Source organism: Loktanella sp. D2R18 (assembly GCF_003318235.1).
GTDB lineage: Bacteria > Pseudomonadota > Alphaproteobacteria > Rhodobacterales > Rhodobacteraceae > Yoonia.
The window spans coordinates 12,965-37,357 of record NZ_QOCG01000002.1; the positions used below are offsets into that span (position 1 = coordinate 12,965).

The 24,393-nt window shown below is 54.9% G+C and carries 25 protein-coding genes; 12 read left to right on the forward strand and 13 right to left on the reverse strand.

The window, feature by feature from the left end:
* Positions 1-666, forward strand: a complete 666-nt coding sequence (locus DS901_RS00145) for a DsbA family protein (protein ID WP_113774907.1) — start codon at positions 1-3, stop codon at positions 664-666.
* 49 nt (positions 667-715) lie between these two features.
* Here DS901_RS00145 and lpxK read toward each other — a convergent pair whose 3' ends face one another.
* From lpxK to DS901_RS00180, 7 genes are all read right to left on the reverse strand, one after another.
* On the reverse strand, positions 716-1,702 hold the full coding sequence (lpxK, locus tag DS901_RS00150; RefSeq protein WP_113774908.1) for a tetraacyldisaccharide 4'-kinase: 987 nt from the start codon (positions 1,700-1,702) through the stop codon (positions 716-718).
* Positions 1,703-2,899, reverse strand: coding sequence for a 3-deoxy-D-manno-octulosonic acid transferase (locus DS901_RS00155; RefSeq protein ID WP_113774909.1), 1,197 nt, complete (start codon positions 2,897-2,899; stop codon positions 1,703-1,705).
* Positions 2,900-2,920: 21 nt separating this feature from the next.
* The gene (locus DS901_RS00160) at positions 2,921-3,166 is read right to left on the reverse strand and encodes a DUF4170 domain-containing protein (protein ID WP_113774910.1); all 246 of its coding nucleotides are present in this window, start codon (positions 3,164-3,166) and stop codon (positions 2,921-2,923) included.
* 36 nt (positions 3,167-3,202) lie between these two features.
* Complete coding sequence (locus DS901_RS00165; protein WP_113775046.1) at positions 3,203-3,994, reverse strand: inositol monophosphatase family protein; 792 nt, start codon at positions 3,992-3,994, stop codon at positions 3,203-3,205.
* Entirely contained in the window at positions 3,981-5,327 is a 1,347-nt protein-coding gene (locus DS901_RS00170) for a TldD/PmbA family protein (RefSeq protein WP_113775045.1), read from the reverse strand. The genes DS901_RS00165 and DS901_RS00170 overlap by 14 nt, the downstream gene beginning before the upstream one ends.
* Positions 5,328-5,379: 52 nt before the next feature.
* Positions 5,380-6,912: a DUF2125 domain-containing protein gene (locus DS901_RS00175; RefSeq protein ID WP_113774911.1), complete on the reverse strand. Its 1,533-nt coding sequence runs from the start codon at positions 6,910-6,912 to the stop codon at positions 5,380-5,382.
* 76 nt (positions 6,913-6,988) lie between these two features.
* Positions 6,989-8,488, reverse strand: a complete 1,500-nt coding sequence (locus tag DS901_RS00180) for a DUF2125 domain-containing protein (protein ID WP_258546607.1) — start codon at positions 8,486-8,488, stop codon at positions 6,989-6,991.
* A gap of 118 nt (positions 8,489-8,606) precedes the next feature.
* Here DS901_RS00180 and DS901_RS00185 point away from each other — a divergent pair, with 118 nt between their 5' ends.
* From DS901_RS00185 to DS901_RS00210, 6 genes are all read left to right on the forward strand, one after another.
* Positions 8,607-9,365 (forward strand): SDR family oxidoreductase, encoded by a 759-nt coding sequence (locus DS901_RS00185; RefSeq protein WP_113775048.1) that lies wholly within the window; start codon positions 8,607-8,609, stop codon positions 9,363-9,365.
* Positions 9,362-9,976 (forward strand): enoyl-CoA hydratase/isomerase family protein, encoded by a 615-nt coding sequence (locus DS901_RS00190; protein ID WP_113774912.1) that lies wholly within the window; start codon positions 9,362-9,364, stop codon positions 9,974-9,976. The genes DS901_RS00185 and DS901_RS00190 overlap by 4 nt, the downstream gene beginning before the upstream one ends.
* Positions 9,973-11,148: a TIGR03862 family flavoprotein gene (locus tag DS901_RS00195; protein WP_113774913.1), complete on the forward strand. Its 1,176-nt coding sequence runs from the start codon at positions 9,973-9,975 to the stop codon at positions 11,146-11,148. Before DS901_RS00190 ends, DS901_RS00195 begins: the two co-directional genes overlap by 4 nt.
* 44 nt (positions 11,149-11,192) lie before the next feature.
* The gene (locus DS901_RS00200) at positions 11,193-13,313 is read left to right on the forward strand and encodes a YjbH domain-containing protein (RefSeq protein ID WP_113774914.1); all 2,121 of its coding nucleotides are present in this window, start codon (positions 11,193-11,195) and stop codon (positions 13,311-13,313) included.
* Positions 13,310-13,963 carry a YjbF family lipoprotein gene (locus tag DS901_RS00205; RefSeq protein WP_113774915.1) on the forward strand — a complete coding sequence of 218 codons (654 nt, stop codon included), beginning with the start codon at positions 13,310-13,312 and terminating at the stop codon, positions 13,961-13,963. The genes DS901_RS00200 and DS901_RS00205 overlap by 4 nt, the downstream gene beginning before the upstream one ends.
* Positions 13,964-14,066: 103 nt before the next feature.
* Positions 14,067-14,276: a hypothetical protein gene (locus tag DS901_RS00210; protein ID WP_113774916.1), complete on the forward strand. Its 210-nt coding sequence runs from the start codon at positions 14,067-14,069 to the stop codon at positions 14,274-14,276.
* Positions 14,277-14,330: 54 nt separating this feature from the next.
* On the opposite strand, the gene holA is transcribed toward DS901_RS00210, so the two are convergent.
* From holA to DS901_RS00235, 5 genes are all read right to left on the reverse strand, one after another.
* Positions 14,331-15,353: a DNA polymerase III subunit delta gene (holA, locus tag DS901_RS00215; RefSeq protein WP_113774917.1), complete on the reverse strand. Its 1,023-nt coding sequence runs from the start codon at positions 15,351-15,353 to the stop codon at positions 14,331-14,333.
* A complete protein-coding gene (gene lptE / locus DS901_RS00220; RefSeq protein ID WP_258546608.1) occupies positions 15,350-15,835 on the reverse strand; it encodes an LPS assembly lipoprotein LptE in 486 nt (161 codons plus the stop codon). The genes holA and lptE overlap by 4 nt, the downstream gene beginning before the upstream one ends.
* Entirely contained in the window at positions 15,825-18,353 is a 2,529-nt protein-coding gene (gene leuS / locus DS901_RS00225; protein ID WP_113774918.1) for a leucine--tRNA ligase, read from the reverse strand. Before leuS ends, lptE begins: the two co-directional genes overlap by 11 nt.
* Positions 18,354-18,430: 77 nt before the next feature.
* Positions 18,431-18,835 (reverse strand): DUF3576 domain-containing protein, encoded by a 405-nt coding sequence (locus DS901_RS00230; protein WP_404932326.1) that lies wholly within the window; start codon positions 18,833-18,835, stop codon positions 18,431-18,433.
* Between the two features lie 153 nt (positions 18,836-18,988).
* A complete protein-coding gene (locus DS901_RS00235) occupies positions 18,989-20,173 on the reverse strand; it encodes a porin (RefSeq protein ID WP_113774920.1) in 1,185 nt (394 codons plus the stop codon).
* Between the two features lie 227 nt (positions 20,174-20,400).
* Between DS901_RS00235 and DS901_RS00240 the strand changes: the two genes are divergently transcribed.
* The 3 genes from DS901_RS00240 (at position 20,401) to DS901_RS00250 (ending at position 22,431) form a co-directional block, all read left to right on the forward strand.
* Complete coding sequence (locus tag DS901_RS00240) at positions 20,401-21,057, forward strand: YggS family pyridoxal phosphate-dependent enzyme (RefSeq protein ID WP_113775050.1); 657 nt, start codon at positions 20,401-20,403, stop codon at positions 21,055-21,057.
* Entirely contained in the window at positions 21,054-21,698 is a 645-nt protein-coding gene (locus DS901_RS00245) for a pseudouridine synthase (protein WP_113774921.1), read from the forward strand. Before DS901_RS00240 ends, DS901_RS00245 begins: the two co-directional genes overlap by 4 nt.
* An 85-nt stretch (positions 21,699-21,783) precedes the next feature.
* Positions 21,784-22,431 (forward strand): peroxiredoxin, encoded by a 648-nt coding sequence (locus DS901_RS00250; RefSeq protein ID WP_113774922.1) that lies wholly within the window; start codon positions 21,784-21,786, stop codon positions 22,429-22,431.
* A 54-nt stretch (positions 22,432-22,485) separates the two neighbouring features.
* Here the strand turns inward: DS901_RS00250 and DS901_RS00255 are convergent, their stop codons facing one another.
* Positions 22,486-23,109 (reverse strand): hypothetical protein, encoded by a 624-nt coding sequence (locus DS901_RS00255; protein WP_113774923.1) that lies wholly within the window; start codon positions 23,107-23,109, stop codon positions 22,486-22,488.
* A 221-nt stretch (positions 23,110-23,330) separates the two neighbouring features.
* Between DS901_RS00255 and DS901_RS00260 the strand changes: the two genes are divergently transcribed.
* Positions 23,331-23,612, forward strand: a complete 282-nt coding sequence (locus DS901_RS00260; RefSeq protein WP_113774924.1) for an SH3 domain-containing protein — start codon at positions 23,331-23,333, stop codon at positions 23,610-23,612.
* Positions 23,613-23,791: 179 nt separating this feature from the next.
* The gene (locus DS901_RS00265) at positions 23,792-24,313 is read left to right on the forward strand and encodes a hypothetical protein (protein WP_113774925.1); all 522 of its coding nucleotides are present in this window, start codon (positions 23,792-23,794) and stop codon (positions 24,311-24,313) included.
* Positions 24,314-24,393 lie beyond the last annotated feature (80 nt).

A 24,393-nucleotide genomic window follows, 5' to 3' on the forward strand; every position in this document is an offset into this window, starting at 1 on the left:
ATGAAACGTAGAACTTTATTGGCGACCGGTGGTGCAGCCATTTTGACTGTGGGCGCGGGCATGGGCCTGATGCCACGCAATCAACAAACGGGTCTTTTGCCCGGTGCCGCAAATGCCCAAGAAGCGCCGGCTGAGTTGCCTGAAATCATGGAAATGGTCCAAGGCAATCCAATGGCGAATGTCGAAGTCATTGAATATGCGTCATTCACTTGTCCACATTGCGCGAGCTTTAATGCCAATCAGCACCAGTTGTTGAAAGCGAACTATATCGATACCAACAAAATCCGGTTTGTGTACCGCGAAGTGTATTTTGACCGTCCCGGTCTTTGGGCATCTATGATCGCGCGTTGCACTGATAATCCTGATTTCTTCTTCGCCTTTTCAGACGTGATCTATGAACAGCAATCCACATGGCTCGCCAGTGGTGACCCGACGATCATTATCGAAGAGCTGCGCCGCCTTGGAAAAACAGCCGGGCTTGACGATGCCGCACTTGATGCCTGCCTTAGCGATGCGGCAAAGGCTGAGGCGCTTTATACTTGGTACCAAGAGAATGCCGACCGCGACAATATTTCGTCGACCCCAAGCTTCTTGATCGACGGTGAAAACTATTCGAACATGAACTACGATGAATTCGCAGAAATTCTGGATGAAAAGCTGGGTTAACCGCGCTAAAAACTGAAAAAGGGCGGGTCAATAGGCCCGCCTTTTGCTGTTATAGCCCTAGCCGATCAAAGGCGGCGTCAATTTCCGTCCAATCTGCGATCTCCAAGCGGACGGGCAGGGTGACGACTTTCATCCGAAAGCTTTCTGGCAGACGCACCGCGTCTTTTTCTGTCGTGACCAGTTGTGCGTGGCGCGTTTGGGCTTCGACCTCTAGCCGTTTCATCAACGCATCGGACAATGGTTGGTGGTCGGCCAAGGCTTCGGCCCGGATCACATCGGCCCCCATTTCACGCAGCGTCCTAAAGAATTTTTCAGGGTGACCAATCCCGGCAAAGGCCAACAGCCTCAACCCTTTCCATGGCATGCCGGTCGGGAGCGGGGCCAATGCGCCGCGAAGATGCGGTTGATCGAAGTCCCAGTCATTTGCAAAGCCGTCCTGCGCCTTGTCAGGCCCGATAGACAGCACCAAATCAGCGCGTTTTAAGCCGGTTTTGACGGGTTCGCGCAAGGGGCCTGCTGGGATCACCCTGCCGTTGCCAAATCCGCGCATCGCATCGACGACTACGATGGATAGATCTTTGGCCACCGTTGGGTTTTGAAACCCATCATCTAACAAAATCACATCGGCACCAGCGGCTTGGGCGGCGGCAACCCCTGCGGCCCGGTCCCGTGACACCCATGTCGGGGCAAAGGCCGCGAGCAAGAGCGGCTCATCCCCGGTTTGTTCTGCCGTGTGGCCGTGTGCGTCAACTTGGACAGGCCCGGTGAGGTTCCCGCCATAGCCGCGCGACACCACATGCGGCGTGCGTCGGCGGGCCTTGAGCCGCTCAATCAGCGCAATCGTTGTGGGTGTCTTGCCGGTGCCACCTGCGTTGATATTGCCCACGCAAATCACCGGGACTGTCGCCTGAATCATGGGTGGCTGGTGCAAGCGCCGTGCCGTCAGCCCCGCATAGATCGCAGCCAATGGGGACAAAAGGCGCGCGGTAATGGCGGGCTTATCAGGGGCTGTGAACCAAAATGACGGTGCGTGCATTTAATACCCCAATTCTTCAAGCCGTAAGCGGATGTAATCTGCAATGCGGTTACTTACGATGGCCCCGCGTGATGTGACGTCCCAAGCGGCACGGGCCAGTTCGGCGGTCTTATCAACGGCAAGCAAAATCTCGATAATTGCGCCCAGATCATTGCTGCTCCGGATCAACCGCGAGGCGCCGGCAGCATTGAGCCGCGCGGCGTGTCGCTGGAACGGTGCAACCAAAGGGCCGTATAAAACGGCAGATCCCAATGCGGTTGCCTCGAATGGATCGCGACAACCGCCCCCACGTAAGGTCCCGCCGATAAACGTGATAGGCGCAATGCGGTACCACAGCCCGAGATTATCTTCGGTGTCGATGACATATACTTGGGTCAATTCGGTCGGTAGTGGCGTTTCAGAGCGCATATCCACATAGAACCCTTGCTCGCGCATAGCTTCGGCAAAGGTATAGGCATCACGGGGGTTCCGCGGCGCGATCACGAATAGCAGCCGGTGCGCGCGGCGGCTGGCTTGTTTATGGGCGCGGCTAAGATCTTTAAGTTCCGACAGATGCGCCGCAGCGGCAAGCCATGTGGGGCGCGTGCCAATTGCCTTAGCCAGTGCTTGCCGGTCAGTTTCATCGCAAGGTAACGGTGGTGGACAGTCTTCCATCGCGCCAGACACAATGATTGTTTCGGGGGGGGTGCCCGCCCGGATCAGGCGGTCCGCTGCGTTTTGATCTAGCGCCAAGATGGCTTCGAACTGTGATAAAAGCGATCGCATCGCTCCGGGCACCCATCCGCCAGTGACCTGTTCAAGCCCGTCCCCATTGGCGTCGACAAGAACACAATGCATCTTTGCCGCGCGCATTTCATCCATCAACAAAGGGTCAAGATCACCACGCACCCAAACCCCTAACGTAGGCTGCCAATGTGCGATAAATTCGCGGATCGTTTCTTTGCTACGGGGTTCTTGGATCGCGCGGCCGCCGATGGCATGGGTCCATTCGCGGATGGTCGGGATGATCGTAATCGGGTCGCCATCAACGGTGACTTTACGGCCCAGCGTTTCAATCGCAGTCAGCTGATCCGCATGGGTGCAACGCGCCCAAATCACCACGCCGTCAGGCCGGGCGGGATATTCCAAAAGGCGCGTCGGTAGGTCGGCCGACCCCCGGCTTGCCAAAAAGGCAGCAATGGACAGGGATCGCGCCATGTCTAACTATCCAAGCGAGGCTTAACCGCCAAGTTCTTCTGTGGATGACGCCGCGATTTCTTCATCGCGCAGACGGTGAATATGCGCGATGAAATAGCGCATATGTGCGTTATCTACCGTGCGCTGGGCTGCACCTTTCCATGCATTATACGCGGTCTCATAGTCCGGAAACATGCCAACAATGTCGATTGCATCGACATCTTTGAACGCGTTTTTTGTCGGATCGATCAATTCGCCACCGAAAACGAGGTGTAGGCGCTGGGTCATAAGAAAACCTTTGTAAAAATTGCGGTTAGCTACAGTCTACGGGTTTGCGTGGCGCGGCTCAAGCAACTCGGCAAGATTGCCGTGTAAATCAGGGCCAGCGGCCAAAACACCGGGCACCTTGGGAAGCAGATTATTGAACCCAAGCGCAAGCCCATGTTGATCGGTGACATTGGCGCCGGCCTCTGATGCGATAAGCGCGCCTGCGGCAATGTCCCATTCCCAACTTGGGCGTAATGTGATCATACCATCAAACCGTCCTTGCCCCACAAGACACAAGCGGTATGCAAGCGACGACCGAAACACGCGCTTGATTGGTGGCGTGACGCCGCCGCGCCAATTTCGCCCTTCAAAGTTGGGCTTTGCGCCGAGCACTGTCGCGCCGTCGATGGTCGCTTTGGACGCCGCAATTGGGGTGCCATTCAGCATGGCCCCACCGCCCCGCGTTGCCGTATACATCAGGTCGCGCACAGGCAGATAGACGGCTGCGCTGACCACCTGACCGTTTTCAACAACGGCCAAGGCGTGTGACCAATCTTTGCCGCCTTCGATAAACGCGCGGGTGCCATCGATTGGATCAATGATGAACTGCCGCTTTGTGGTCATGCGGACGTCGTTATCTTCGGTTTCTTCGGACAGCCAACCGTAATCGGGTCTGGCGTTGCGCAGCTCTTCGCAAAGCATCGTATCAACAGCGAGATCGGCCTCTGTCACCGGGCCTGCCCCATCGGGCTTATCGGTGATAGCCGGGTTTTGCTGAAAAAATCGCATCGCAATGTCGCCCGATTGACGGGCGGCCGCGGTCAAAAGCGCAAGATCAGTCTCCGGCAAGGGTAAGCCCTTCAACCAATAGCGACGGCACAACGCGCGATAGATGCCCGCGCCCATCGTTGGCCGGAATAATCGACATCAGCATATCGCGCAGGTTCCCAGCGACGGTACATTCGTTCACCGCATAGGTGATTTCGCCGTTTTCCACCCAAAAACCGGATGCCCCGCGCGAATAATCGCCTGTATTGGGGTTAATCGTGGACCCGATCATAGAGGTCACCAATAGCCCGGTGCCCATCTGTTTGATCAGATCATCGCGGCTTTGCGTGCCTTGGGTCAGGCTAACATTTGTTAGGCTTGGGTTGGGTGGTGCGCCTGTGCCACGCGCCGCGTTCGCCGTGCTTTGCAGCCCCAGTTTGCGCGCAGTGGCAAGGTCAAGCGTCCAGCCAGTCAACATCCCATCATCTACGATTGCGCGCCGCGAAGTTGGCAGTCCTTCGGCATCAAATAGTTTGGATCCAGTCACGCGCGCGCGGTGCGGGTCTTCGATCACTGACAGCCCTTTGGGCAAAACCTGTTCGCCCAAGGCATCGCGCAGCCAGCTCGACCCGCGCGCAATCATCATGCCATTGGTGGCCTGAAGCAAATGTCCGATCAAGCCGCTGGCGATACGTTCGTCGAACAAAACCGGGTAAGCGCCCGTTTTCGGCTTGCGCGCACCTGCGCGTTCAACAGCACGTGAAGCGGCGATTGTGCCGATTTCATCGGCGTCACGCAGGTCTGTGTAAAACACGCGGCTGTCATAGTCATAGTCACGTTCCATCGCAGCGCCTGTACCGCTAATTGCGACACATGACAGGCCGCTATCGGTCCGGGCATAACCGGCAGAAAACCCATTGCTGGCGGCCAGATGGATGCGGCGACGGCTATAGCCTGCGGATGCAGATTGTACTTGGCTAATGTCCGTATTGCGTAGCGCTGCGGCTTCGGCGCGTGCGGCGGCGTCTTGCAGTGCGGCCGGGTCTGGTTCTTCACTTGGATCGAACAGTTCGAGCCGCGCAGTTTCTAAATCGGTCGCCAGTTGTGCGGCGTCGGCTAGCCCAGCATAGGGGTCTTCGGGGGCTTCTTTGGCCATGGCGACCGCGCGTTCGGCGACTTGAACCAGCGTATCTGGTTTGGTGTCGGATGAGGACACGCAGGCTTGACGCTGGCCAACCAGAACCCGCAGCCCAATATCCACGCCCTCGGACCGTTCAGCGTGTTCGAGCGCGCCTGCACGCACGTCGATAGAAACGGATGTGCCATCCACTGCAATTGCATCGGCGCTATCCGCGCCGGCGCGGCGGGCGGCATCCAAAAGCTGCTGGGTCAGGTTGGATAGAGGCTGGGTCATGGGCAATCCTTTGTTCCCCATGACCTAATGTGCCGAACCATATGCTGCAAGCCTATCTGACCCGTTCGCCATTCACACGCACGCTGCCGGCATCGTCGATTTCCACAGAAGTGGTTAACGTGCCGTTACCATCATCGCGCGTAAACATACCGAGCCCCATGCGCATTCCAAAGACATCGTCACTGTTCAATAGATCTAATGCGATCAAATTATCTAGCAAAGCATGCGCGCCTGTCACGGTCATTCCGGCAGCACCCGTTGGGCGCGGCATGCCATCAAACGTGTCGAGATCGGTCATGTCAAAGGCAAATGCGCCCGTCGTTGCCAGCGATGCCCCTGTACCTGCGATATCAAAGGCATCAATCCGCAAATCATGCAGTTCGACCGGAGTTTGTTGGATCATCAATTCATTTTCGATGTTCAGGAAATCGAGCCATTCGACGTTGTAGGTCAGGCCTGCTGAAAGGTCGATGTTCATATCCATTGGGTCACGAGAAAGGACTTGATCGGGATCGAACATAGCCCAAGTATTTTCAGAAACTGTGAGGTCATCAAAGCCAATGTGATAGCGCGCGGTTTGGGCCGTGTCGGACTTGAGCAGCGGAACGATAATGTCAGCAACCGTGGCGCCAACCACAATATCGATCTCGCCGGGAATCCCGGCTATCTGGGTTGCTTGGGTTTCCTGGACTGAAATTTCACAACCATCGCCGATTCCGGCAAACACTAGCCCTTGATCCGAAAGGCCAAAATTATAGGTCGCTGGCCCGCACTGGTGCGCGAGCGCCATGAACACCTGACCGTTCGCCATTGTGACATGCTCGGCCTGTACAGATTCTGTTGTTTGCGTGCTTTGCATGAACATCCCCGCACGCAATGCAGGGGCAAGGTTCAACAGATCAAACCCTTCGGCAGGGATTGCAGAGTTTGTGGAAACTTGCGTGCGACCAATGGTATTTGTGTCAGTTGATTGGCCTTCGCCAAAATCTGACATGAATTCATATGTCATTGGCTCCACGACATATTCAGTGGTGACCGCGATCATTTCACCTTCGGTGACGGTTGAAACCACAGTGTAGCCACCACTGTTAACAGTAAAGCCGAAAACCATTTCAGCGAGGTCGGGAAACATAGAAGCAGATGTTAGTGATGCGGTGCCGACACCTGCGACGCTATCATAGGTGATTACGCCCGGTTCGCCGCTTGCCGTCATGCGCATATTAGATTGTTGTAGGTTCATCGTGGCTTGGATCGGTTCTGGCTCGACCATCGGAATTGTGGCCGCCAGCGTGTAATCCATAGATTTTGGCAAGGTCATTGTGACGGTGCCGTCTGGTTCATCCACCATCGTCATAGGTGGCACGCTGATTGAAATTTCACCAAACCCCATCGGTAACGCATAGGTCATCACCATATCGTTGATAAATACAGTTGATCCCTCTCGGATGCGATCCGCAGAGACCTGCAAGCCGAAAGCGGTGTAAAGCGCGTTCTGGTTCGCCCAGACATCATCTGAGGTGATGTCTGCAATTGCGGGGGTGCCAAAGATGGCAAGCGTGGCGGGTAGGGCAATACAGTATGTCACGAAAAATCCTATGGTCTACTAACGAAAAAAGGCGCGCCGGTTGCCCGACGCGCCCTTTCAAGTTCAAGTATGGCGCTTATTTCACGCGCTGTCCATTGACGAGAACATGACCTTCGCCGTTGACCTCTAGAGAGGTTTCAAGCTGATCTTCGCCCGTGGTTTGCGCGAACATGCCGATCATCATACGTGGGCCCATGACCTGCTCTTCTGGGACCAGACCCATTGCGATCAGATTGTCGATCAGTTGGTTCAGGCCGTTGACCTTAATGGCTGCTTCACCTTCGGGACGTGGCATCGGCGCAAATGTCTGCGTGTCGGTTGGGTCAAACGTAAAATCGCCGGAACCCGTCACAGCGGCACCCGCAACCGAAACATTCAACGTATCAAGCGACAATGTGTTCAGCTCGAACGGCAGTTCGCCATATTCCAGCGAATCTTGTTCTTCGGGGTTCATCATGTTGATCATTGGCTGGGCTGTGCCAGACAAGCCGATCTGCAAAGTGGCCGGATCGCGCGGCAAGATATTGCCCGGGTCGATCATACCCCAGATCATTTCATTGATCGCCATATCGATCAGATCGATGCTCATACGGAAGTCTTCCGGCGCGTCAGATTTGCCCAGCGGCATCTCGAAGCCAATACCGTATTCCGCGAAAGAAAGCTCGATTGGGAATGGTACTTCGGAGCCGGTCGCAGAAATAGCGACGTCCTTGGCCGATACGTCATAGACAATCGCAGCATTGCTTGCAGAGATCGCAAAGTCAGCAGTACCCATTGTGGCGGAACCCGCCAATTGATCGCCGTCTGCGTTTACGTCAAAAATGTAGTCTGCGCTTTCTACGGTATACCCGCCATTTACGGCAAACCCATCCGCGAACAGCATCTCAGGGTTTTCAAAATCTGCGTCCAGTGGCATGGCAACTGTAGCATCCAAATTCATGCCCATGATTTTACCGCCGCCGGTAATGTATTCGCCGTTCCCGCCGGGTAGCTGGATATCAACAAGCATATCCATCGAAGCAATCGCCATGTCGTAATCGACTGTCATCAGCGCGTCTTTAACGGTGGTATAGTTGCCAGAAAGGTCGTTCAAAACGATTTGCGCGTCGCCGGTAAAGGTCATGTCGCCGTCAACAACGTCTTTGAGCGCGATCGCAATGCTATCGGCGGTCATTTCGTAGTTCATCGCATCGACATCGCCGGAAACGATCATTTCAAGGCCGGAATTGGTCGCTTCCAAGTTGATCTCAACGTTACTCTCAGGGCTGAAAGTGATTGGATAGGATTCAGACATTGTAATAACGACGTTATCACCGTCTTCGCTGAAACGAATTTCATCGATGGTGTAGCTAGTGCTTATCTCTGGCGCAGCCGTGCTGACTGATAGGCCGGACACAACCAGTGTGTCGCCGGACATTTCTTCTGAGCCGACTGTAATATCAGCGGCCGCGAACATGCCCATCTGTTCTTGCCAGCTATCCCAAACCTCTTGGGCTGTGACGTCAGCGTGGGCGGCGCCACCGGCGACCAATGCAGCGATGCAGACGGCGCTGCGCATTTTCATTGAATGGTTCATTCCAAATTCCCTTCGGTTAAATACACCCCGATTCTTGTGTGGCACGATTGAGTCGTGCCAGTGTTCGGGTATTGGGTTATAACTTAATCATCAAAGTTGCTTACCGAAAGGGATGGGCATGAAAAATATGGATTTGGTCGGGAAAACCTTACTGATTACGGGCGCAAGCCGGGGTATTGGCGCCGCGACCGCGCGTGAATTCGCCGACCGCGGTGCGAATGTGGCTCTTGTTGCGCGTAGCACCGACGAAATTGCCGCGATTGCCGGTGAGATTGGTGAACAGGCGCTTACGATCCCTTGTGACGTATCGCGTCATGCAGAAGTGGAAGCCGCCGTGAACGCCACTGCACAGACGTTTGGTGGGTTGGATATCTTGATCAATAACGCTGGTGTCGTTGATCCTATTGGTGATTTGGCCGATGCTGATCCAGAAGCATGGGCGCGCGCGATCGATATTAATCTCAAGGGTGTCATGTACGGGATGCGCGCGGCTTTGCCGGGCATGATTGCCCAAGGGCATGGAACAATCATTAATGTCTCATCCGGGGCCGCGCATGGCCCTGTCGAAGGGTGGACCGCTTATTGCAGTTCTAAGGCCGGCGCGTATATGCTGACCCGTGGCGCTGATCTTGAAAATCGCGCAAAAGGTATTCGGATTATGGGGCTGTCGCCGGGTACCGTCGCCACCCAAATGCAGCGCGAAATCAAGGCTTCGGGGGTTAATGCGGTCAGTCAGCTTGACTGGTCTGATCATATCCCGCCTGAATGGCCTGCGAAGACGCTTGCGTGGATGTGCTCACCTGCTGCCGACGCTTATATGGGGCTTGATGTCAGTTTGCGTGAACCATCCATTCGTGAACAGGTCGGGCTCGTATGATCCAGTGCGAAGTATCGGGCGACCTGTGGCGTGTAACAATTGATCGCCCTGAAAAAGCCGGTGCGCTGACCCGCGATATGTTGGTTGAGCTGGCCGAAATCGCAGAGCGGGCGACCGTGGCAAAAGTCGTCATTTTTAGCGGAACAGGTGCTGTTTTTAGCGCTGGCGCTGATCTTGATCAGGCGCGCGCTGGGCTTGCAGTTGATCCGGTGTGGCAGCGATTGTCACATGCGGTTGCCGCTTTGCCCGGCCTGACGATTGCCGCGCTGAATGGCACCGCCGCTGGCGGGGCGATGGGGTTGGTATTGGCTTGTGATCTACGTATCGCGGTTCCGACGGCCAAATTTTTCTATCCGGTGATGAAGCTCGGTTATCTTCCTCAGGCCTCTGATCCTGGCCGATTGACTGCATTGGTCGGGCCGTCGCGTGCAAAGATGATCCTGATGGCGGGGCAAAAGATATTGGCCGAAGAGGCGCTGCAATGGGGGCTCATTGACCGCATTGTGCCTGCTGATGCCTTGTCAGCGCAGGTTGATCAATTGACACAGAATGTGATGCAGGCGGATCCGCGCCATGTCGCGGCCATCAAATCTATGATCCCCACAACGTGACCGATGCGCTGGTAATTGGGGCAGGCCCTGCCGGGCTTATGGCGGCAGAGGTATTGGCGAAATCCGGGCTTTCCGTGACGATAGCGGATGCGATGCCTTCGGTCGGTCGGAAATTCCTGATGGCCGGAAAATCAGGTCTCAATCTGACCAAAATGGAATCAATGGATCAGTTTTTAGCTGCTTACGGTGACGTGCCGCCCATGATGCGTCATGCGCTGATGGATTTTGGCCCGGATGCGGTGGCAGCATGGGCGCAAGGGTTGGGTCAGCCGCTGTTTACCGGATCAACGGGGCGTCTATTCCCCGTCGCCATGAAGGCGTCGCCGCTGTTGCGCGCGTGGGTTAAGCGGTTGAATGAGATGGGGGTGACGCTTAACACGCGCTGGCGCTGGACGGGTTGGCAGGATGACGCTGCGGTTTTCCAAACACCTAAAGGCGAACAGAATTTGTCTCCCAAGGTCATTATCCTCGCGCTGGGAGGCGCTAGCTGGGCGCGGCTTGGGTCTGATGGCGCGTGGGTGCAGTATTTACCCGCAGACGCCGTAACCCCCTTTGCCCCGGCGAACATGGGGATGTTGATCAATTGGTCAGACCATATGGAACGCCATTTTGGTACACCCGTCAAAGCCTGCATGTTGTCCGCAGGTGACCAACACACACGCGGTGAATTCGTGATTTCCGCACAAGGGATCGAAGGCGGCGGTGTGTATATGCTGTCCAAACCGCTGCGGCTGGGCGCGCAGCTGTATCTGGATCTATTGCCCGATTGGTCGCTTGAGCGGGTGCGCGCGGCACTCGCGAAGCCGCGCGGCAAGTTCAGCTTGTCAAACCATTTGCGCAAGGTGCTAAAGTTTGATCCGCTGCGGATTGCGCTGCTCATGGAATTTGGGCGGCCCATGCCGGATGACATTGGCCCCCTGATCAAAGCATTGCCAATCGCGCACAACGGTCCGCGCCCAATCGACGAGGCAATCTCGACGGCTGGCGGAGTCGGGTTCGATGCGCTGACAGATGGTTTCATGCTGCGGGGGCGGCCCGGGGTGTTTTGTGCAGGTGAAATGCTAGATTGGGAGGCCCCAACAGGTGGTTATCTGATTACCGGTTGCCTAGCGACTGGCGCAAAAGCCGCACATGCTGCGATAGAATACGCAAGCCACAGTAGCAATCTGTAGTGCGGCGCGCTAGATACGCCTAACGGCAGTACGGAGTACCGATTATGCGAGCAAAAGCATTTCTTGCGACAACAGCTTTGACAACAGTGATTTGCCATCAGGCAACGGCCCAAACTACCGACCTGAGCTATGGGCAATTTGGGCTGCCCGGGCTGGTCGATATGCCAATCGCGCAAAGCGCCCCGGAAGGTGAAATTGCAAGTACGATTGTGATGCGTGATGGGCTATTTCGTCTCAACTTCGCCGGACAGTTGACCGATCGGCTTTCTGGCAGCGCGAGCTACACGGTTACTGACCTTTATGACGGCACAGGCGTTGGGATCGACGATGGGCAATTTGAACGCTCCTTTAGCCTGCAATATCGGCTGATCAATGAGTCCGAATATTTGCCTGCGGTGGCCATTGGCATGCGTGATTTCTTGAATCCCGGCCGGTTTCAGTCTGAATATGTCGTTGCAACCAAATCTATTGGCGACAATCTGGCGGTGACGGCGGGTCTTGGCTGGGGGGCGATGGGCACGCATGAGGGGTTTGATAACCCAATTAGCGGACGCTCAACGCGACCCACATTTGATGAAACGACCCCGGAAGGCCAATTGGCGACGGATCAGTGGTTTGCCGGGGATGCAGCGTTTTTTGGTGGGGCGTCTTATCAAATTAACGACAAATGGGGTGTGACGGCTGAGTATTCGTCAATCGCCTATCCGCAAGAAGCCTATGCGCCGGTATTGGATGTGAACAGCCCGTATAATTTTGGCGTTACCTACCGCCCTGCCGATGGGGTGCAGGTTGCGTTGGCGTCACTGCACAGCAGTGAAATTTCGCTTTCGGCCACATTTGTTTTGAATGCGAATAACCGCCCCGGGATGAGCGGGATTGAAGGCGCGCCTGCGCCGATCAAGGTGCGCAGCGCAAACGCGCGTGCGGCGCAAACCTGGGACCGTAGTGCGCTCCCCGAAGCGGGGTTGCGTGCGGCGTTGCAAGCTTTGCTTGAAATCGAAGGGATCCGTTTGACCGGCCTTGAGGTGACCGACACTACGGCGCGTGTGCGTTACGTCAACACCCGGTATCGGTCGCAAGCGCAGGCCTTGGGCCGCGTTTCTCGGATGATGACGCAGATAATGCCCGGATCCGTTGAAACCTTTATTCTCGAACCTGAACAACGCGGCATCCCGCTTTCGGCGACAACTATCCAGCGTAGCGACCTAGAGGCGTTGGAAAACCGCGGTGGCGCATCCGAGGCGATGTTTGAACGGGCGCAGTTTTCAGACGCAGGTAGCGATGCTGGCCTCATGGGGATTGAAACAGATGCCCCGGCGTTTAGTTGGGGAATTAGTCCGTATTTTACGCTAAACTCGCTGAGCACGGATGGATCAATGTCGGTTGATGGTGGGCTTAAGCTGAGCGCGCGTTACCAAATCACGCCACAAACAGTGGTTTCAGGCGCGATAGTGCAAAGCCTTTTGAACAATGACGGCAAAGACCCAGTTGCGGATACCACACCTGAGCTGCAAAATGTGCGAACCGATGGCGGATATTATGGCGATGATGGGGTTCCGGTGCTGCAAAGCCTTGCGATTACCCACTACGGGCGCCCCGGTACCGATCTGTATAGTCGTGTCAGCGCGGGCTACCTTGAAACCATGTATGGCGGGGTCTCAACCGAATTGCTGTGGAAGCCAGTCGAGAGCAGCTTTGGATTTGGTGCAGAGCTGAACTATGTTGCACAACGCGACACGGACGTTGGGTTTGGGTTTGATGAATATGACTACGATGTGCTGACTGGACATGTGTCGGCCTATTATGATTTTGGCGATGGCATTCATTCGCAACTCGACCTCGGACGGTACCTTGCGGGGGATTGGGGCGGCCGGGTCACGTTGGCCCGCGAATATGATAACGGTATTCAAATCAGCGCTTATGTGAGCCAAACCGAGGTCAGCTACGAAGATTTTGGCGATGGGTCCTACAACAAGGGCGTGCGTATCACGATCCCGCAGGATTTCTTGACTGGTCAACCAAGCCGCAAAGACTATGGCACGACGCTGCGCACGCGTTCGGGCGATGGCGGCGCAATGCTGAATGTCGATGGGCGGTTGTACAATATTGTGCGGGATGCGCACCACGATGATCTGAACGATACCTGGGGACGGTTCTGGCGATGAAACAGTTGATTAAGATTGGCGCGGTACTTGGCGCGTTTCTGGGGGTGGCATCTTGTGGCGAACAGGGTGCAAGCGGCATTGGTGCGCGCGTCGCAGGCTTGGTCACGGGCCAAGATGCTGCGGCTGCCGCGCCCGCAAATGCGCTTGTGCCAGCGACAGAAATGCAGGCGAATCCGGGCAAATATGTACGCTTAAATATCCGTGACCAAGGGGCGTGGTCGTCGCTCGTGCAGGCTGGGCAGAACGGCAACCGCACCACTTGGATTGGGCAAAGCAATGTCAGCGTGACATTCGAAAACGGTCTGGTCGCTGCTACCCGTGGGCTACCGCGTGATTTAATGGGCGCAGAAGTGGCGCAATCTTGGGCAGCGATCAGAAGCGGCGGTGGAACCGCAGAGCGGCGACAGGATTACATCACCGATCAAGACGGCATATCCTCAGAACTGTTGCAATGTAGCATCGTTTCCGAGGGAACTGAGACTTTCACCCGCGCGGAAGTCGCGATCAATGCCACGCGTTTCAAAGAAACCTGCACCGGAGAAAACTTTACATTTTCCAACATTTATTGGGTAAATCGGCAAGGAAAAGTCGTGCGAAGCCTGCAAGCGGTCTCTCCTGACGCGGGCTATCTGCAAATCGACGTATTTTGATCTGCAGCAAACCACTTGGATTTCGCGATACGCCCTGATTTAATGGGCCAATGTGGATCGCCACGAAGTGGCAGACCACCCGTGCATTAATTGGAGTACCGACATGCGCCTTACAACTACTTTCGCCGCCACAGCTGCATTGGCTGTTTCCGCTGTTTCTGCAAACGCTGGCGGCATGTCCGAACCAGTCATGGATGCGCCTGTTGTTATGGTTGAAGAACCAGCACCAGCCGGCTCTTCTATCAGCAGCACATACATCGTTGTTGGTGTTATTGCTGCTCTGCTGATCGCAGCAGCTGCATCAGAAGACTAAATCTTGATCGTAAGATCTTGATGAAAGGCAGGCCTTTGGGCCTGCCTTTTTCGTTTAGCGACGCGCCATCATTGCAAGCCGCAAAAGTGCGCGTTCCATCAAGGGCCCTTGCGGCGCAGAGCTGGCCGAACGTAGTTGTAGATCCACATCCGTCAGCGCGGTGAGTGCTCGTTCCAACCTAGGCCGCCCCCAATGGCTGGCTTGACGGACGATTTTATCACGTCTTGGACCAAACACAGGTGGGCGCAAACGGCCAACACCAGCCGCAGGTCCTCCGGGATCTGAGGCAGCCGCGTGCAAGCGTCTGAAATGCCGCATCGCACCAATACACAAGGTTACGGGGGTTACCCCCTGAGCGTACAGACTGCTGAGAACAGGGCCAAGCTTATCCGCATGGCCAAGCGCCACGACCTCGAGCACATCGTCGACATCAACCTCGGCTGACTGTGGGGCGTTCAATGTAACCTCAGCCACGGTAAGCGGAGTATCGTCACCTTGTTTATATAGGCTTACCTTTTCCAAAGTTTGCCTGAAATCGCCGGGTTCTAGTGACGACGCCAGTGCCATCAGCGCATCCATCACATCGCGTTCAGGTTGGGCGACGCCCGCCTGTTTGAGTCCCGATTCAATATCCGCCATCGATGGCGGATCATCGTAAATCCCAATCGCCATTGCGTTGCGGTGGTTTTCGAACAATTTGCGTAGGGTGGATTTTGCGGTCAGCTGCGATGCGGTCACAACAATCTGTGCGTCGCCCGGTTTCCAATCCACTAAGGCAGATGTAATCGCCTTAGCCGCTGTATCTGTAGCATCTTCGACAAAGGCGACGCGGTGACCGGGGAAAAAACCTTGAGCTTTGACGGCGTCATCTAGCAGCGCGGGATCTTTGCGCAGATCAGCGGCGGCCATACGCGTGAGCCGCATTTCTTCTTCGCCCGATGGTCCAACGAGGGCGGCAATTGCTTGTTGGCGTTTTTCAGCGACACGCATTGGGTCTGCACCAAAAATCAACAGGCCCGCGTGGGTCGCATCGGGTTTGCGGCAATAGGCTGTGGCCGCGGCACCCGCCAGTTTCATGGTGCCAGCTTTGGGGTAAGGATCAAAAGCCGATCCGCGATCATGTCTGCAAGTATCACAGAAAGCCGCGCCGCGGCATCTGTTTCTGCAGCTTGTGTGGCTGTCGTTGACCCGGTCGCGGAATAGCTAGTGAAACTATCGACCTCGCCGCTTTCCAGCTGATCGCCCGTCGCGCTGTCTTTGAGCGTCCAGCGGGCCGTTCCTGTCAGGTTATACCGCGTTGTGTCGCCGTCGTCGGAAATTGCGGCGCTTCGGCGTCCTTGGGTCTGTGTAACGCGCAACACATAGCGCGGCACAGACGGTTTCCCAAGCCGCTGTTCAAGCTGCACACGCATCCGGTAACCCGCGACACTGTCATCAGTTTCAAATGCAATCGTATCGCGTAATCCGGTTCCATCCCCGTAGACAGGCACAAAGCCGCAGCCGCCCAAGGCGAGAAGCCCCAGAATAGCAAGGCGACGAGATGGTAATTTAGATGACAATGTTCACAATCCGCCCCGGTACGATGATTAGTTTTTTGGGTGTGCCGCCGTCCAATGCTTTTTGTACGGCGTTGTGATCCATGACGATGGTTTCAATCGCGTCTTTACTCGCGTCCGCTGCGACCTGAATTTCACCGCGCCGTTTGCCGTTAATCTGGATCGGCATGGTAAGGGTATCTTCCACCAACATGGCGTCGTCTGCAACAGGCCAAGGGGCTGTCGCGATCAAACCTGTTCCACCCAGCATAGCCCAGATTTCCTCGGACAGGTGCGGGGTCATCGGCGACATAAGTTGCGCCAAGATACGCATGGCTTCAGATTTGGCAGCCTTACTCGCCTTGGATTTCGACAGAACGGCGGTAAATCCGTAAAGTTTAGCAATCGCGGCGTTAAATCCAAAGGTTTCGACGCCCATGGTTACATCGTGAATTGCCTTATGCGCGGCGCGCAACAGATCGTCGTCGCCGGTGCCAGCAGCATCGTCCATCGCAGCAATGTCACCCGCAATACGGAACACGCGCGACAAGTGTTTATGTGTGGCTTCAGCGCCTGACGCCGTCCATTCAACGTCCCGTTCTGGCGGGCTGTCGGATAGTACAAACCAGCGCGCCGTATCGGCACCGAATTTCGCCAAGATATCATCTGGATCGACGACGTTCTTTTTCGATTTGGACATTTTGGCGGATGGGATGATCTCAACTTCGGTGCCATCTGCCAGCTTCCCATCAGTGACATCCTCAGGGAAATGATAGGTTGGACGGCCATCATTGCCGATGGTTTGGTAGATCTCGTGCGTCACCATGCCTTGGGTAAATAGCGCGTTGAACGGCTCAATCGCGCTGTCAGGCAGGTGCCCCGTGATGTTCATCGCGCGCGCAAAGAAGCGGCTATAAAGCAGGTGCAAAATCGCATGTTCGATCCCGCCGATATATTGGTCGACGTTCATCCAATACGCAGCATCTTCGGCATTGGTCGGCGTATCCGCATTGGGCGATGTGAAGCGGGCGTAATACCAGCTAGAATCCACGAATGTATCCATTGTGTCGGTTTCACGCAGCGCGGGTTTGCCGCACGCCGGGCAGGTGCAGTTGCGCCATGTCGGGTGGCGGTCAAGCGGGTTGCCGGGGATGTCAAACGTCACATCATAAGGCAGCTCAATTGGTAGGTTTTCTTTCTTTTCGGGAACAGCGCCGCAATCCTCACAATGCACAATCGGGATGGGTGCACCCCAGTACCGCTGGCGGGACAGACCCCAATCACGCAGGCGGAATTTTGTGACACCAGCGCCGATGCCGTTTGTTTCGCAATAGGCGATGGCAGCGTTGACCGCGTCGTCACCGGTTTGCACGGTTTCGCCAGAAAATCCTTTGACGTAGGTGACCGTTTCAGATTTCGTGGGGGTATAGGCCTCGGTCAGGGCCGTGTCGGCATCTGCGTCTGGCAGGAATGTCGCGGTGATTGGCAGACCATATTTTGTCGCAAAGTCAAAATCGCGTTGATCATGCGCGGGGCAGCCAAAGATCGCGCCGGTGCCGTAATCCATCAAAATGAAGTTTGCGATGTAGACGGGCAGTTCAGATCCGTCAAGCGGGTGCTTCACGGTCAGCCCAGTATCATATCCTAGCTTTTCGGCCTTTTCGATGGCTTCAGCCGTGGTGCCGCCTTTGCGGCATTCGGTGCAGAACGCCGCGACTTTGTCGTCTTTGGCTTCCAACTCTTTTGCCAACGGGTGGTCAGGCGAAACACCAACAAAGGACGCGCCCAACAGCGTGTCGGGGCGGGTGGTGTAAACCTCAATCTTGCCGCCATCGGTGCGTTCAAACGCGAATTGCAGACCGCGTGACTTGCCGATCCAGTTGGCTTGCATCAATTTGACCTTGGCGGGCCAGTCATCAAGGCTATTAATTGCCGATAGCAATTCTTCGGAATGGTCGCTGATCTTAAAGAACCATTGCACGAGTTCACGGCGTTCAACCTCTGCGCCGGATCGCCAGCCCTTGCCGTCGATGACCTGCTCGTTCGCCAGAACGGTCATGTCGATTGGGTCCCAGTTCACCACGGCCTTTTTGCGGTAGATCAGGCCCTTTGCCAGAAAATCAATGAACAAGGCTTGTTGCTGGCCGTAGTATTCGGGATCACAGGTCGCAAATTCGCGGGTCCAGTCGATGGACAGGCCCAGTGGTTTCATCTGCGCCTTCATGTCGGCGATGTTGTTGTAGGTCCAGTCCTTGGGGTGACCACCCGATGCCATTGCGGCATTTTCGGCAGGCATCCCAAAGGCGTCCCAGCCCATTGGGTGCAACACGTTGTGCCCTGTTGCCAGCTTGTAGCGCGCAATCACATCACCCATCGTGTAGTTGCGCACGTGGCCCATGTGGATGCGGCCTGATGGATATGGGAACATCTCTAGCACGTAGTATTTTGGCTTATCTTCGCTGCGCACAGCCAGAAACGTCTGGGCGTCAGCCCACGCAGATTGCCATTTCGCTTCGATATCGGCTGGCGTGTAGGATGTCATCGGTAGGGTCTTTCAAGAATGCAAACGCCGGGCGAAAGGGCCCGGCGCATTTGATAATCGGGCGATATGCCGAGGGGTTAAAGCCCGCCGTCAGCAATACGAAGTTGTCGGGCGCGCGATAGAATCGCATCCTCGACTGCGGTTTGGGTTTCAATGGATACGGGGCCACGGCTTGTTTGTAGGGCGATCTGCAACGACCGGGCATCAAGTGCGGGATCAATCACACGAATCGTGGCGCGGTAAGCTGTGCCACCGCCAGGTGGGGTGCCAAATCCGGTTGAGATCACGCCAGTGAACGGGTCCGCGGATTGCACGGGCAGAAAATCCAGTACATCTAGCGATGCCGCCCAAATATAGCGGTTCACCGCAACGTTTTCCGCGCCGCGTGGGGTTGGGGTGGCAACAGAGCCACCGCAAGACGCGAGGGTTCCGATCAACAGGGCCGTCATCCCTGCGCGCATAAGTGTAATCATCGACGTCAAACCATTTCCCCTTTGCCGGGATACTTTGTCATTGACGAAATATGTAGCGAAGGGCGGGGCGGGTCACAAGCAATTATGCGCAAATCCACACCCCACAAACGCAAAGAGCGACCCAAAAGGGCCGCTCTCGCTTAAGTTGGACGTTAGCTTCGCTTAGAAAGTGAAGTTAATTTCAACTGTTGCGCCTTCTTGGTATTCGTTAGTACCGATTTCGTCTTCCCAGTCGCTGTCATTATCTTCAGCATAAGAAATCAGAAGATCTGCGCCGCCACCGAGGTCGTATGTACCTGCGACGTAGTAGTCTTCGTCACCTTCGTTGTCGTTCAGGACGCCAGCGAAGACAGACATGCCGTTGCCAAGATCGTATGAGCCTTCAAGAGCCCATTTATCTGTGCCTTGGTCGTACTGGTAGTCAGCAGTAACCGAGATTGCGCCAGATGCATAAGCAACGTTCACACCGTAGTTGTCTTCGTTTGTGCCGTCATCTTCAGCAACGTAGTAAACAGTACCTGTGATTGCGTCGCTGAATGGGTAGGCAACTTTCACACCTGTAGATGTTTCGCCAGCTGACTCATCAGAAGCGTATGCAACTGTGATGTCTGCGCCACCGAATGTTGCGCTAGCTGACAGACCCCAAACTTCACCAGGGTAATAGTCAGTTTGTGACGCATAGTAGTTATAGAAACCGAAGACAAGGTCGTCGCTTTCTTCTTGGTAAGCAACAACAATTGTGAACTGACCCAGTTCAGCTGTTGCACCGAAAGAAAGTTGGTCAACAGTGTTCACACCAAAGTCTTCAACAAGTATGCCATCGTCGGATGCAACTGTGTATGACAATGATGCGGAAACAGCACCGAATGTTACGTCGCCGCGCAGAACTGTTTCGCCGTCAACGGCTGAAAAGTAATCTGCTTCCATGTCGCCAGCAGAAACCCAGTGTGTTTCAGCAGCGAATGCTGTTTCGCCGAAGAACAGGCCGGCTGTTTCAGATTCCAATGACAGAACGTAGCTGCCAGAAGTCAAAGTTTCGCCGTTGTTGTCGTCAGCAACGTCGAAATCAAAAGTTGCAGTCGCTGTAAGACCGTTGTCCAGTTCTTCGGACAAAGTGACGGCGATGTTTGCGTCCCAGTAGAAGCCTTCGGAGTCACCAAGTGTGTCGCCAACGAAAAGTGTTAGCAAAGTTCCTGGGCCCGTTGTTGTGGTACCCCAGAACGTCGTAGCGTTAACAACAGTCGAGTCGTTGTAGCCCAGTGTTGCTGAGCCAGAGAAAGATACTTCAGCAGCTGCCGCGCCACCAAAGGCGATCAGAGCAGTTGTTGTAAGAAGGGTGCTTTTCATGGATTTATTCCCTCGTGTTTTGCATTCCCAAGAATGCCAGTTTTCCTAGCATTGATGTGTAACTGCGCGGTTTGGGTCTGACACTCAAGCAAATTAGAGCCTTATTTGGCGGGTTCGTGCGAAATGATGCATCAAGGACACACAGTGTTTTGGGCGGTGACATCGCCCAGATTCCCCTTTATTTCGGCCTGAAACGTGACGTGACCCTTATTTTTCGGAGCCTTAACATGCCCCTTGCCGATATTCAGGACAAAATGCGCAACGCTTGTGATGCCGCAGGCCGCGATTATGATGATGTGACGCTTATCGCAGTGTCCAAGGTGCAGCCCAATGAACGGGTCGCGGCGGTGCTTGACGAAGGTCACCGAATCTTTGGCGAGAATAAGGTCCAAGAAGCGGCGGGAAAATGGCCGCGGTTTCGTGCGCAATACGAAGGCATCAAACTGCATATGATTGGGCCGCTCCAAACGAACAAAGCGCGCCAAGCGATGGAACTGGCACAGGCGATCCATACGGTTGACCGCCCTAAACTCGCCACAACGATTGCAAGGCTGGCCCAAGATATAGGGTCCTGCCCCGATTTATTCGTGCAGGTGAACACCGGGGAAGAGCCGCAAAAGGCCGGCGTTTTGCCGACAGAGGCGGATGCTTTCGTGGCCGAGGTGCGCGCGCTTGATCTGCCGCTTAAGGGGCTGATGTGTATTCCCCCCGTGGATGAAGAACCCGCGCTCCACTTTGCGTTGCTGGCCAAAATTGCTGCGCGTAACGGGTTATCGGGCCTGTCTATGGGGATGAGCAGCGATTTCGAACGCGCGATTGCCCTTGGGGCGACCCATATCCGCGTCGGATCTGCCATTTTCGGTGATCGTGTGCCTGCGCAATGACCGAATATAATCCACCGCAGGACCCGTTGGTCATTCTGCACGATGACCATGAGGTTGTATTAGTCGATAAACCAAGCGGGCTGTTGTCAGTACCCGGTAAAGGCGAGCATCTGGCCGACTGTCTGATGGCGCGACTCAAGGCCGTTTTCCCAACCGCGCTTTTGATCCACCGTTTGGATCGGGATACATCTGGGGTCATGGTTTTTGCATTGACCCCACATGCGCAGCGCCACCTTGGGTTGCAGTTTGAAAAGCGGCAAACCAAGAAAACCTACGTGGCCCGTGTATGGGGAGAGATGGCGGAAAAGACTGGGACGGTGGACCTACCGCTGATCGTCGATTGGCCAAACCGCCCAAAGCAAATGGTTGACCATGAGAATGGAAAACAAGCGGTGACCGATTGGCGCGTGCAGCGCAAAGGGAATGGCGAGACCCGCGTGCGGCTGATGCCAAAAACCGGGCGATCACACCAGCTTCGTGTGCATATGTTGGCGCTAGGGCATCCGATTTTGGGCGATCCATTTTATGCCGAAGGCCCGGCCCGAGACTATCCGCGCCTAATGCTACATTCTGAGACATTCCAGTTTCGTCACCCCGATGGTGGACAGGGGATGCGTATCACGGCGAAGTGCCCATTTTAGCTGCGACAAACAGGCTCAGACCATAGCGCATTTGAATTTGCGGGCCTATATAAAAGGCAACGCAATTCAAAATAGGAGCGCACACATGGGCCTACGTATTAATGACACTATCCCTGACCTGACAGTCGAAACGGATCACGGCACAATTTCACTGCACGATTGGATCGGCGATAGCTGGGCCGTGCTGTTTTCACACCCCAAAGACTTTACCCCTGTCTGCACGACCGAATTCGGCGCTGTCGCACAATTGGCTGACGAATGGGAAAAGCGCGGCACAAAGGTTCTGGGCATCAGCATCGATAGCGCGGAAGAGCACAAGAAATGGAAGACCGACATCGAATCCGTTGCAGGCACCAAAGCCGGCTTTCCGATCGTTGCCGATGAAAACCTCGAAATGGCCAAGGCGTTCGATATGCTGCCCGCGGAAGCCTATATGCCCGACGGTCGCACGCCAGCAGATAGTGCAACAGTCCGTGCCGTGTTCATCGTTGGTCCTGACAAGCAGCTCAAGCTGTCTATGACCTACCCGATGACCGTTGGTCGTAACTTTGCCGAAGTGCTGCGCGCGCTGGACGGTCTGCAAACCTCAGCGGGTCAAGGTGTGGCAACGCCGGCAAACTGGAACATCGGCGATGACGTGATCATCCCGACATCTGTCAGCGACGAAGATGCGAAAGAAAAATTTGGCGATTTCACAACTGTGCTACCTTACTTGCGCACAACCAAACTGTAATCCGCAGTGAATAGCGGGTGCAGGATACTGTCCTGCGCCCACTTTTTATGTTCGTTAGAAACGATAACCTAGCGAAACCCCGATATAGGGCAGGACGGTAATGTCATCAGCATCGCCCTTAGCGTCCTGCACGTCGGTATCATCATCTACATCTTGTTGAATGGCCGAATTGTCCGCGATGATATTCAAATCAATGCCGCCGTTGAAGATGACGCCGATTTCCGAATTGAATGACCACCCACGACCGAACGCCAGATCGTAACCAGTGCTCAACATTGGTGCAATTTTGTTTTCGAACTCTGCCGTGGCAGTGACTGATTGGCTACCAAGCCCATCAATATCTGTCGTGCCTGTTAGACTAAGCTCTGTATTGGAAAAGAACAATCCGCCGGATATGCGCCAGCCGCTTTGGCCCGGATAATAGTCACCAAGAAATGCTGCCCCACCAAGGTCAAAAGTACCGGAAAAATCGCCGTCATCATTGTTTTCATCGTAGTCCAAGCTGATCCCACCCATCAACGCACCTCTGACCCGAATGGCAGGGTTAATCTGATACGCTGCCTCTAAGTTGACCCCGAAAGTCGAGACCCCGAGGTTCACTGATGTGTCACCGACATCGCGTGCAAAGGTGGGTGTTGCAGTGCTCAGCAAGGCGCAGAATATGGGAAGGGCTTTCATGTATAGAGGCTCCGATATAAACATGTACGTCGGTTTGATACGGGTGGTACCTTTACAAAAGGTGGACGAATGCTTTGCGTGTATTGCCGTATTTGGAAAATTGGGGCGAGGGGCCCCACCTAGGATGCAAATATGTGTCTATTCCTTTGATGAACCGATTAGACAGCCTAGGATTTACCGCAGCCTCGGTCTATGAATTGGGAAACGAATGAGGTGAGCCCATGATCCGCAGTGCAATTTCAATGACTTTTGCTTTGATGTTCGTCGCAAGTTGCGGCTTGTCGGGTGGCCGTACCTTTGTTGAGGGTACAGGAGATGATCTTCTGAAACTGCGGGCGGGGCCGGGGCTTGGGTTTAACATCATCGTCGGCCTGCCAGACGGCACAGCACTGAACCTGCATGAATGCGTCACCGAAGTCGGACAACGCTGGTGCCGGGTCTCGCTATCGGACGCGCCGCAAACTACGGGCTATGTGTCGGCGGATTATCTGTCGCGGAGTTGATGAAGATAGGCAACGATTAGACTGGTCGCGATGCGTAAAATAACTTTTTGAGGCGGTTGGTATATACCTGCTTAGCGCACGAAATTGCCGTTCAAATTTGAATACTTTAATTGGCTAGTGTGGGGCAGAGACTATATACGAAGACGTCTCACGTGTAAGTTGAAACCGAACGATCCAACATGAGGGTTCAAGCGGTGCACCTAACAGAATTGAACTATCCAATTGCTATCCAAGGGCCTAACAGCGTGATGGGTGGCAAACATGCAGGGCTTTCAAGTCCCCGAAGGTGGCGAGGTAATGATTCTGGCTACTATCTAAGAGGCGAGTTCCAGGGTTCGATTATCTATTCCTCAGATGGCGGTAGGTTTGAAGTCGAAAAAATCTTCCTCAAACCTTTGACTTTAATCGATAAGTTAGTTTCGACTGTTGCCCATGCTGGCCCGCTGTCGGATGAATGCAACGTTGAAATGGAACTCCAACAGACAGGCGAACTTTCATTGACTGAATTCTGCGAGACGGTTCGAGGCTTGGCGCTGCAAAACCCAAGCTGGTGGAAACGCCATTCCGATACAGCCGAAATTGAAGCAATGTTCGTTGGGTGCAATACGATTAAGGATGCCATCAATGATATTGGTGTACTTGACGCCTCCCAAAAAATAAGGCCAAGAGGAAAGCCAACAAATGTGATTGACCAAAGATGAGACTGATTGTTGCGGAAGGTTTGGGTTCAAACCGGACACATCAAGTGATTTAGGGCGATCAGGGGTTCACACGGCTTTGA

What these genes read in the sequence shown, in the direction of transcription:
- DS901_RS00145 (WP_113774907.1), top strand. Translation starts at nt 1, where the DNA reads ATGAAACGTAGAACTTTATTGGCGACCGGTGGTGCAGCCATTTTGACT.
- DS901_RS00210 (WP_113774916.1), top strand. Translation starts at nt 14,067, where the DNA reads ATGCGCCTTACAACTACTTTCGCCGCCACAGCTGCATTGGCTGTTTCC.
- DS901_RS00255 (WP_113774923.1), bottom strand. Translation starts at nt 23,109, where the DNA reads ATGAAAGCCCTTCCCATATTCTGCGCCTTGCTGAGCACTGCAACACCC.
- DS901_RS00235 (WP_113774920.1), bottom strand. Translation starts at nt 20,173, where the DNA reads ATGAAAAGCACCCTTCTTACAACAACTGCTCTGATCGCCTTTGGTGGC.
- DS901_RS00190 (WP_113774912.1), top strand. Translation starts at nt 9,362, where the DNA reads ATGATCCAGTGCGAAGTATCGGGCGACCTGTGGCGTGTAACAATTGAT.
- DS901_RS00260 (WP_113774924.1), top strand. Translation starts at nt 23,331, where the DNA reads ATGATCCGCAGTGCAATTTCAATGACTTTTGCTTTGATGTTCGTCGCA.
- DS901_RS00265 (WP_113774925.1), top strand. Translation starts at nt 23,792, where the DNA reads ATGAGGGTTCAAGCGGTGCACCTAACAGAATTGAACTATCCAATTGCT.
- DS901_RS00200 (WP_113774914.1), top strand. Translation starts at nt 11,193, where the DNA reads ATGCGAGCAAAAGCATTTCTTGCGACAACAGCTTTGACAACAGTGATT.
- DS901_RS00245 (WP_113774921.1), top strand. Translation starts at nt 21,054, where the DNA reads ATGACCGAATATAATCCACCGCAGGACCCGTTGGTCATTCTGCACGAT.
- DS901_RS00170 (WP_113775045.1), bottom strand. Translation starts at nt 5,327, where the DNA reads ATGACCCAGCCTCTATCCAACCTGACCCAGCAGCTTTTGGATGCCGCC.
- holA (WP_113774917.1), bottom strand. Translation starts at nt 15,353, where the DNA reads ATGAAACTGGCGGGTGCCGCGGCCACAGCCTATTGCCGCAAACCCGAT.
- DS901_RS00250 (WP_113774922.1), top strand. Translation starts at nt 21,784, where the DNA reads ATGGGCCTACGTATTAATGACACTATCCCTGACCTGACAGTCGAAACG.
- leuS (WP_113774918.1), bottom strand. Translation starts at nt 18,353, where the DNA reads ATGACATCCTACACGCCAGCCGATATCGAAGCGAAATGGCAATCTGCG.
- DS901_RS00185 (WP_113775048.1), top strand. Translation starts at nt 8,607, where the DNA reads ATGAAAAATATGGATTTGGTCGGGAAAACCTTACTGATTACGGGCGCA.
- DS901_RS00205 (WP_113774915.1), top strand. Translation starts at nt 13,310, where the DNA reads ATGAAACAGTTGATTAAGATTGGCGCGGTACTTGGCGCGTTTCTGGGG.
- DS901_RS00240 (WP_113775050.1), top strand. Translation starts at nt 20,401, where the DNA reads ATGCCCCTTGCCGATATTCAGGACAAAATGCGCAACGCTTGTGATGCC.
- lpxK (WP_113774908.1), bottom strand. Translation starts at nt 1,702, where the DNA reads ATGCACGCACCGTCATTTTGGTTCACAGCCCCTGATAAGCCCGCCATT.
- DS901_RS00180 (WP_258546607.1), bottom strand. Translation starts at nt 8,488, where the DNA reads ATGAACCATTCAATGAAAATGCGCAGCGCCGTCTGCATCGCTGCATTG.
- DS901_RS00155 (WP_113774909.1), bottom strand. Translation starts at nt 2,899, where the DNA reads ATGGCGCGATCCCTGTCCATTGCTGCCTTTTTGGCAAGCCGGGGGTCG.
- DS901_RS00160 (WP_113774910.1), bottom strand. Translation starts at nt 3,166, where the DNA reads ATGACCCAGCGCCTACACCTCGTTTTCGGTGGCGAATTGATCGATCCG.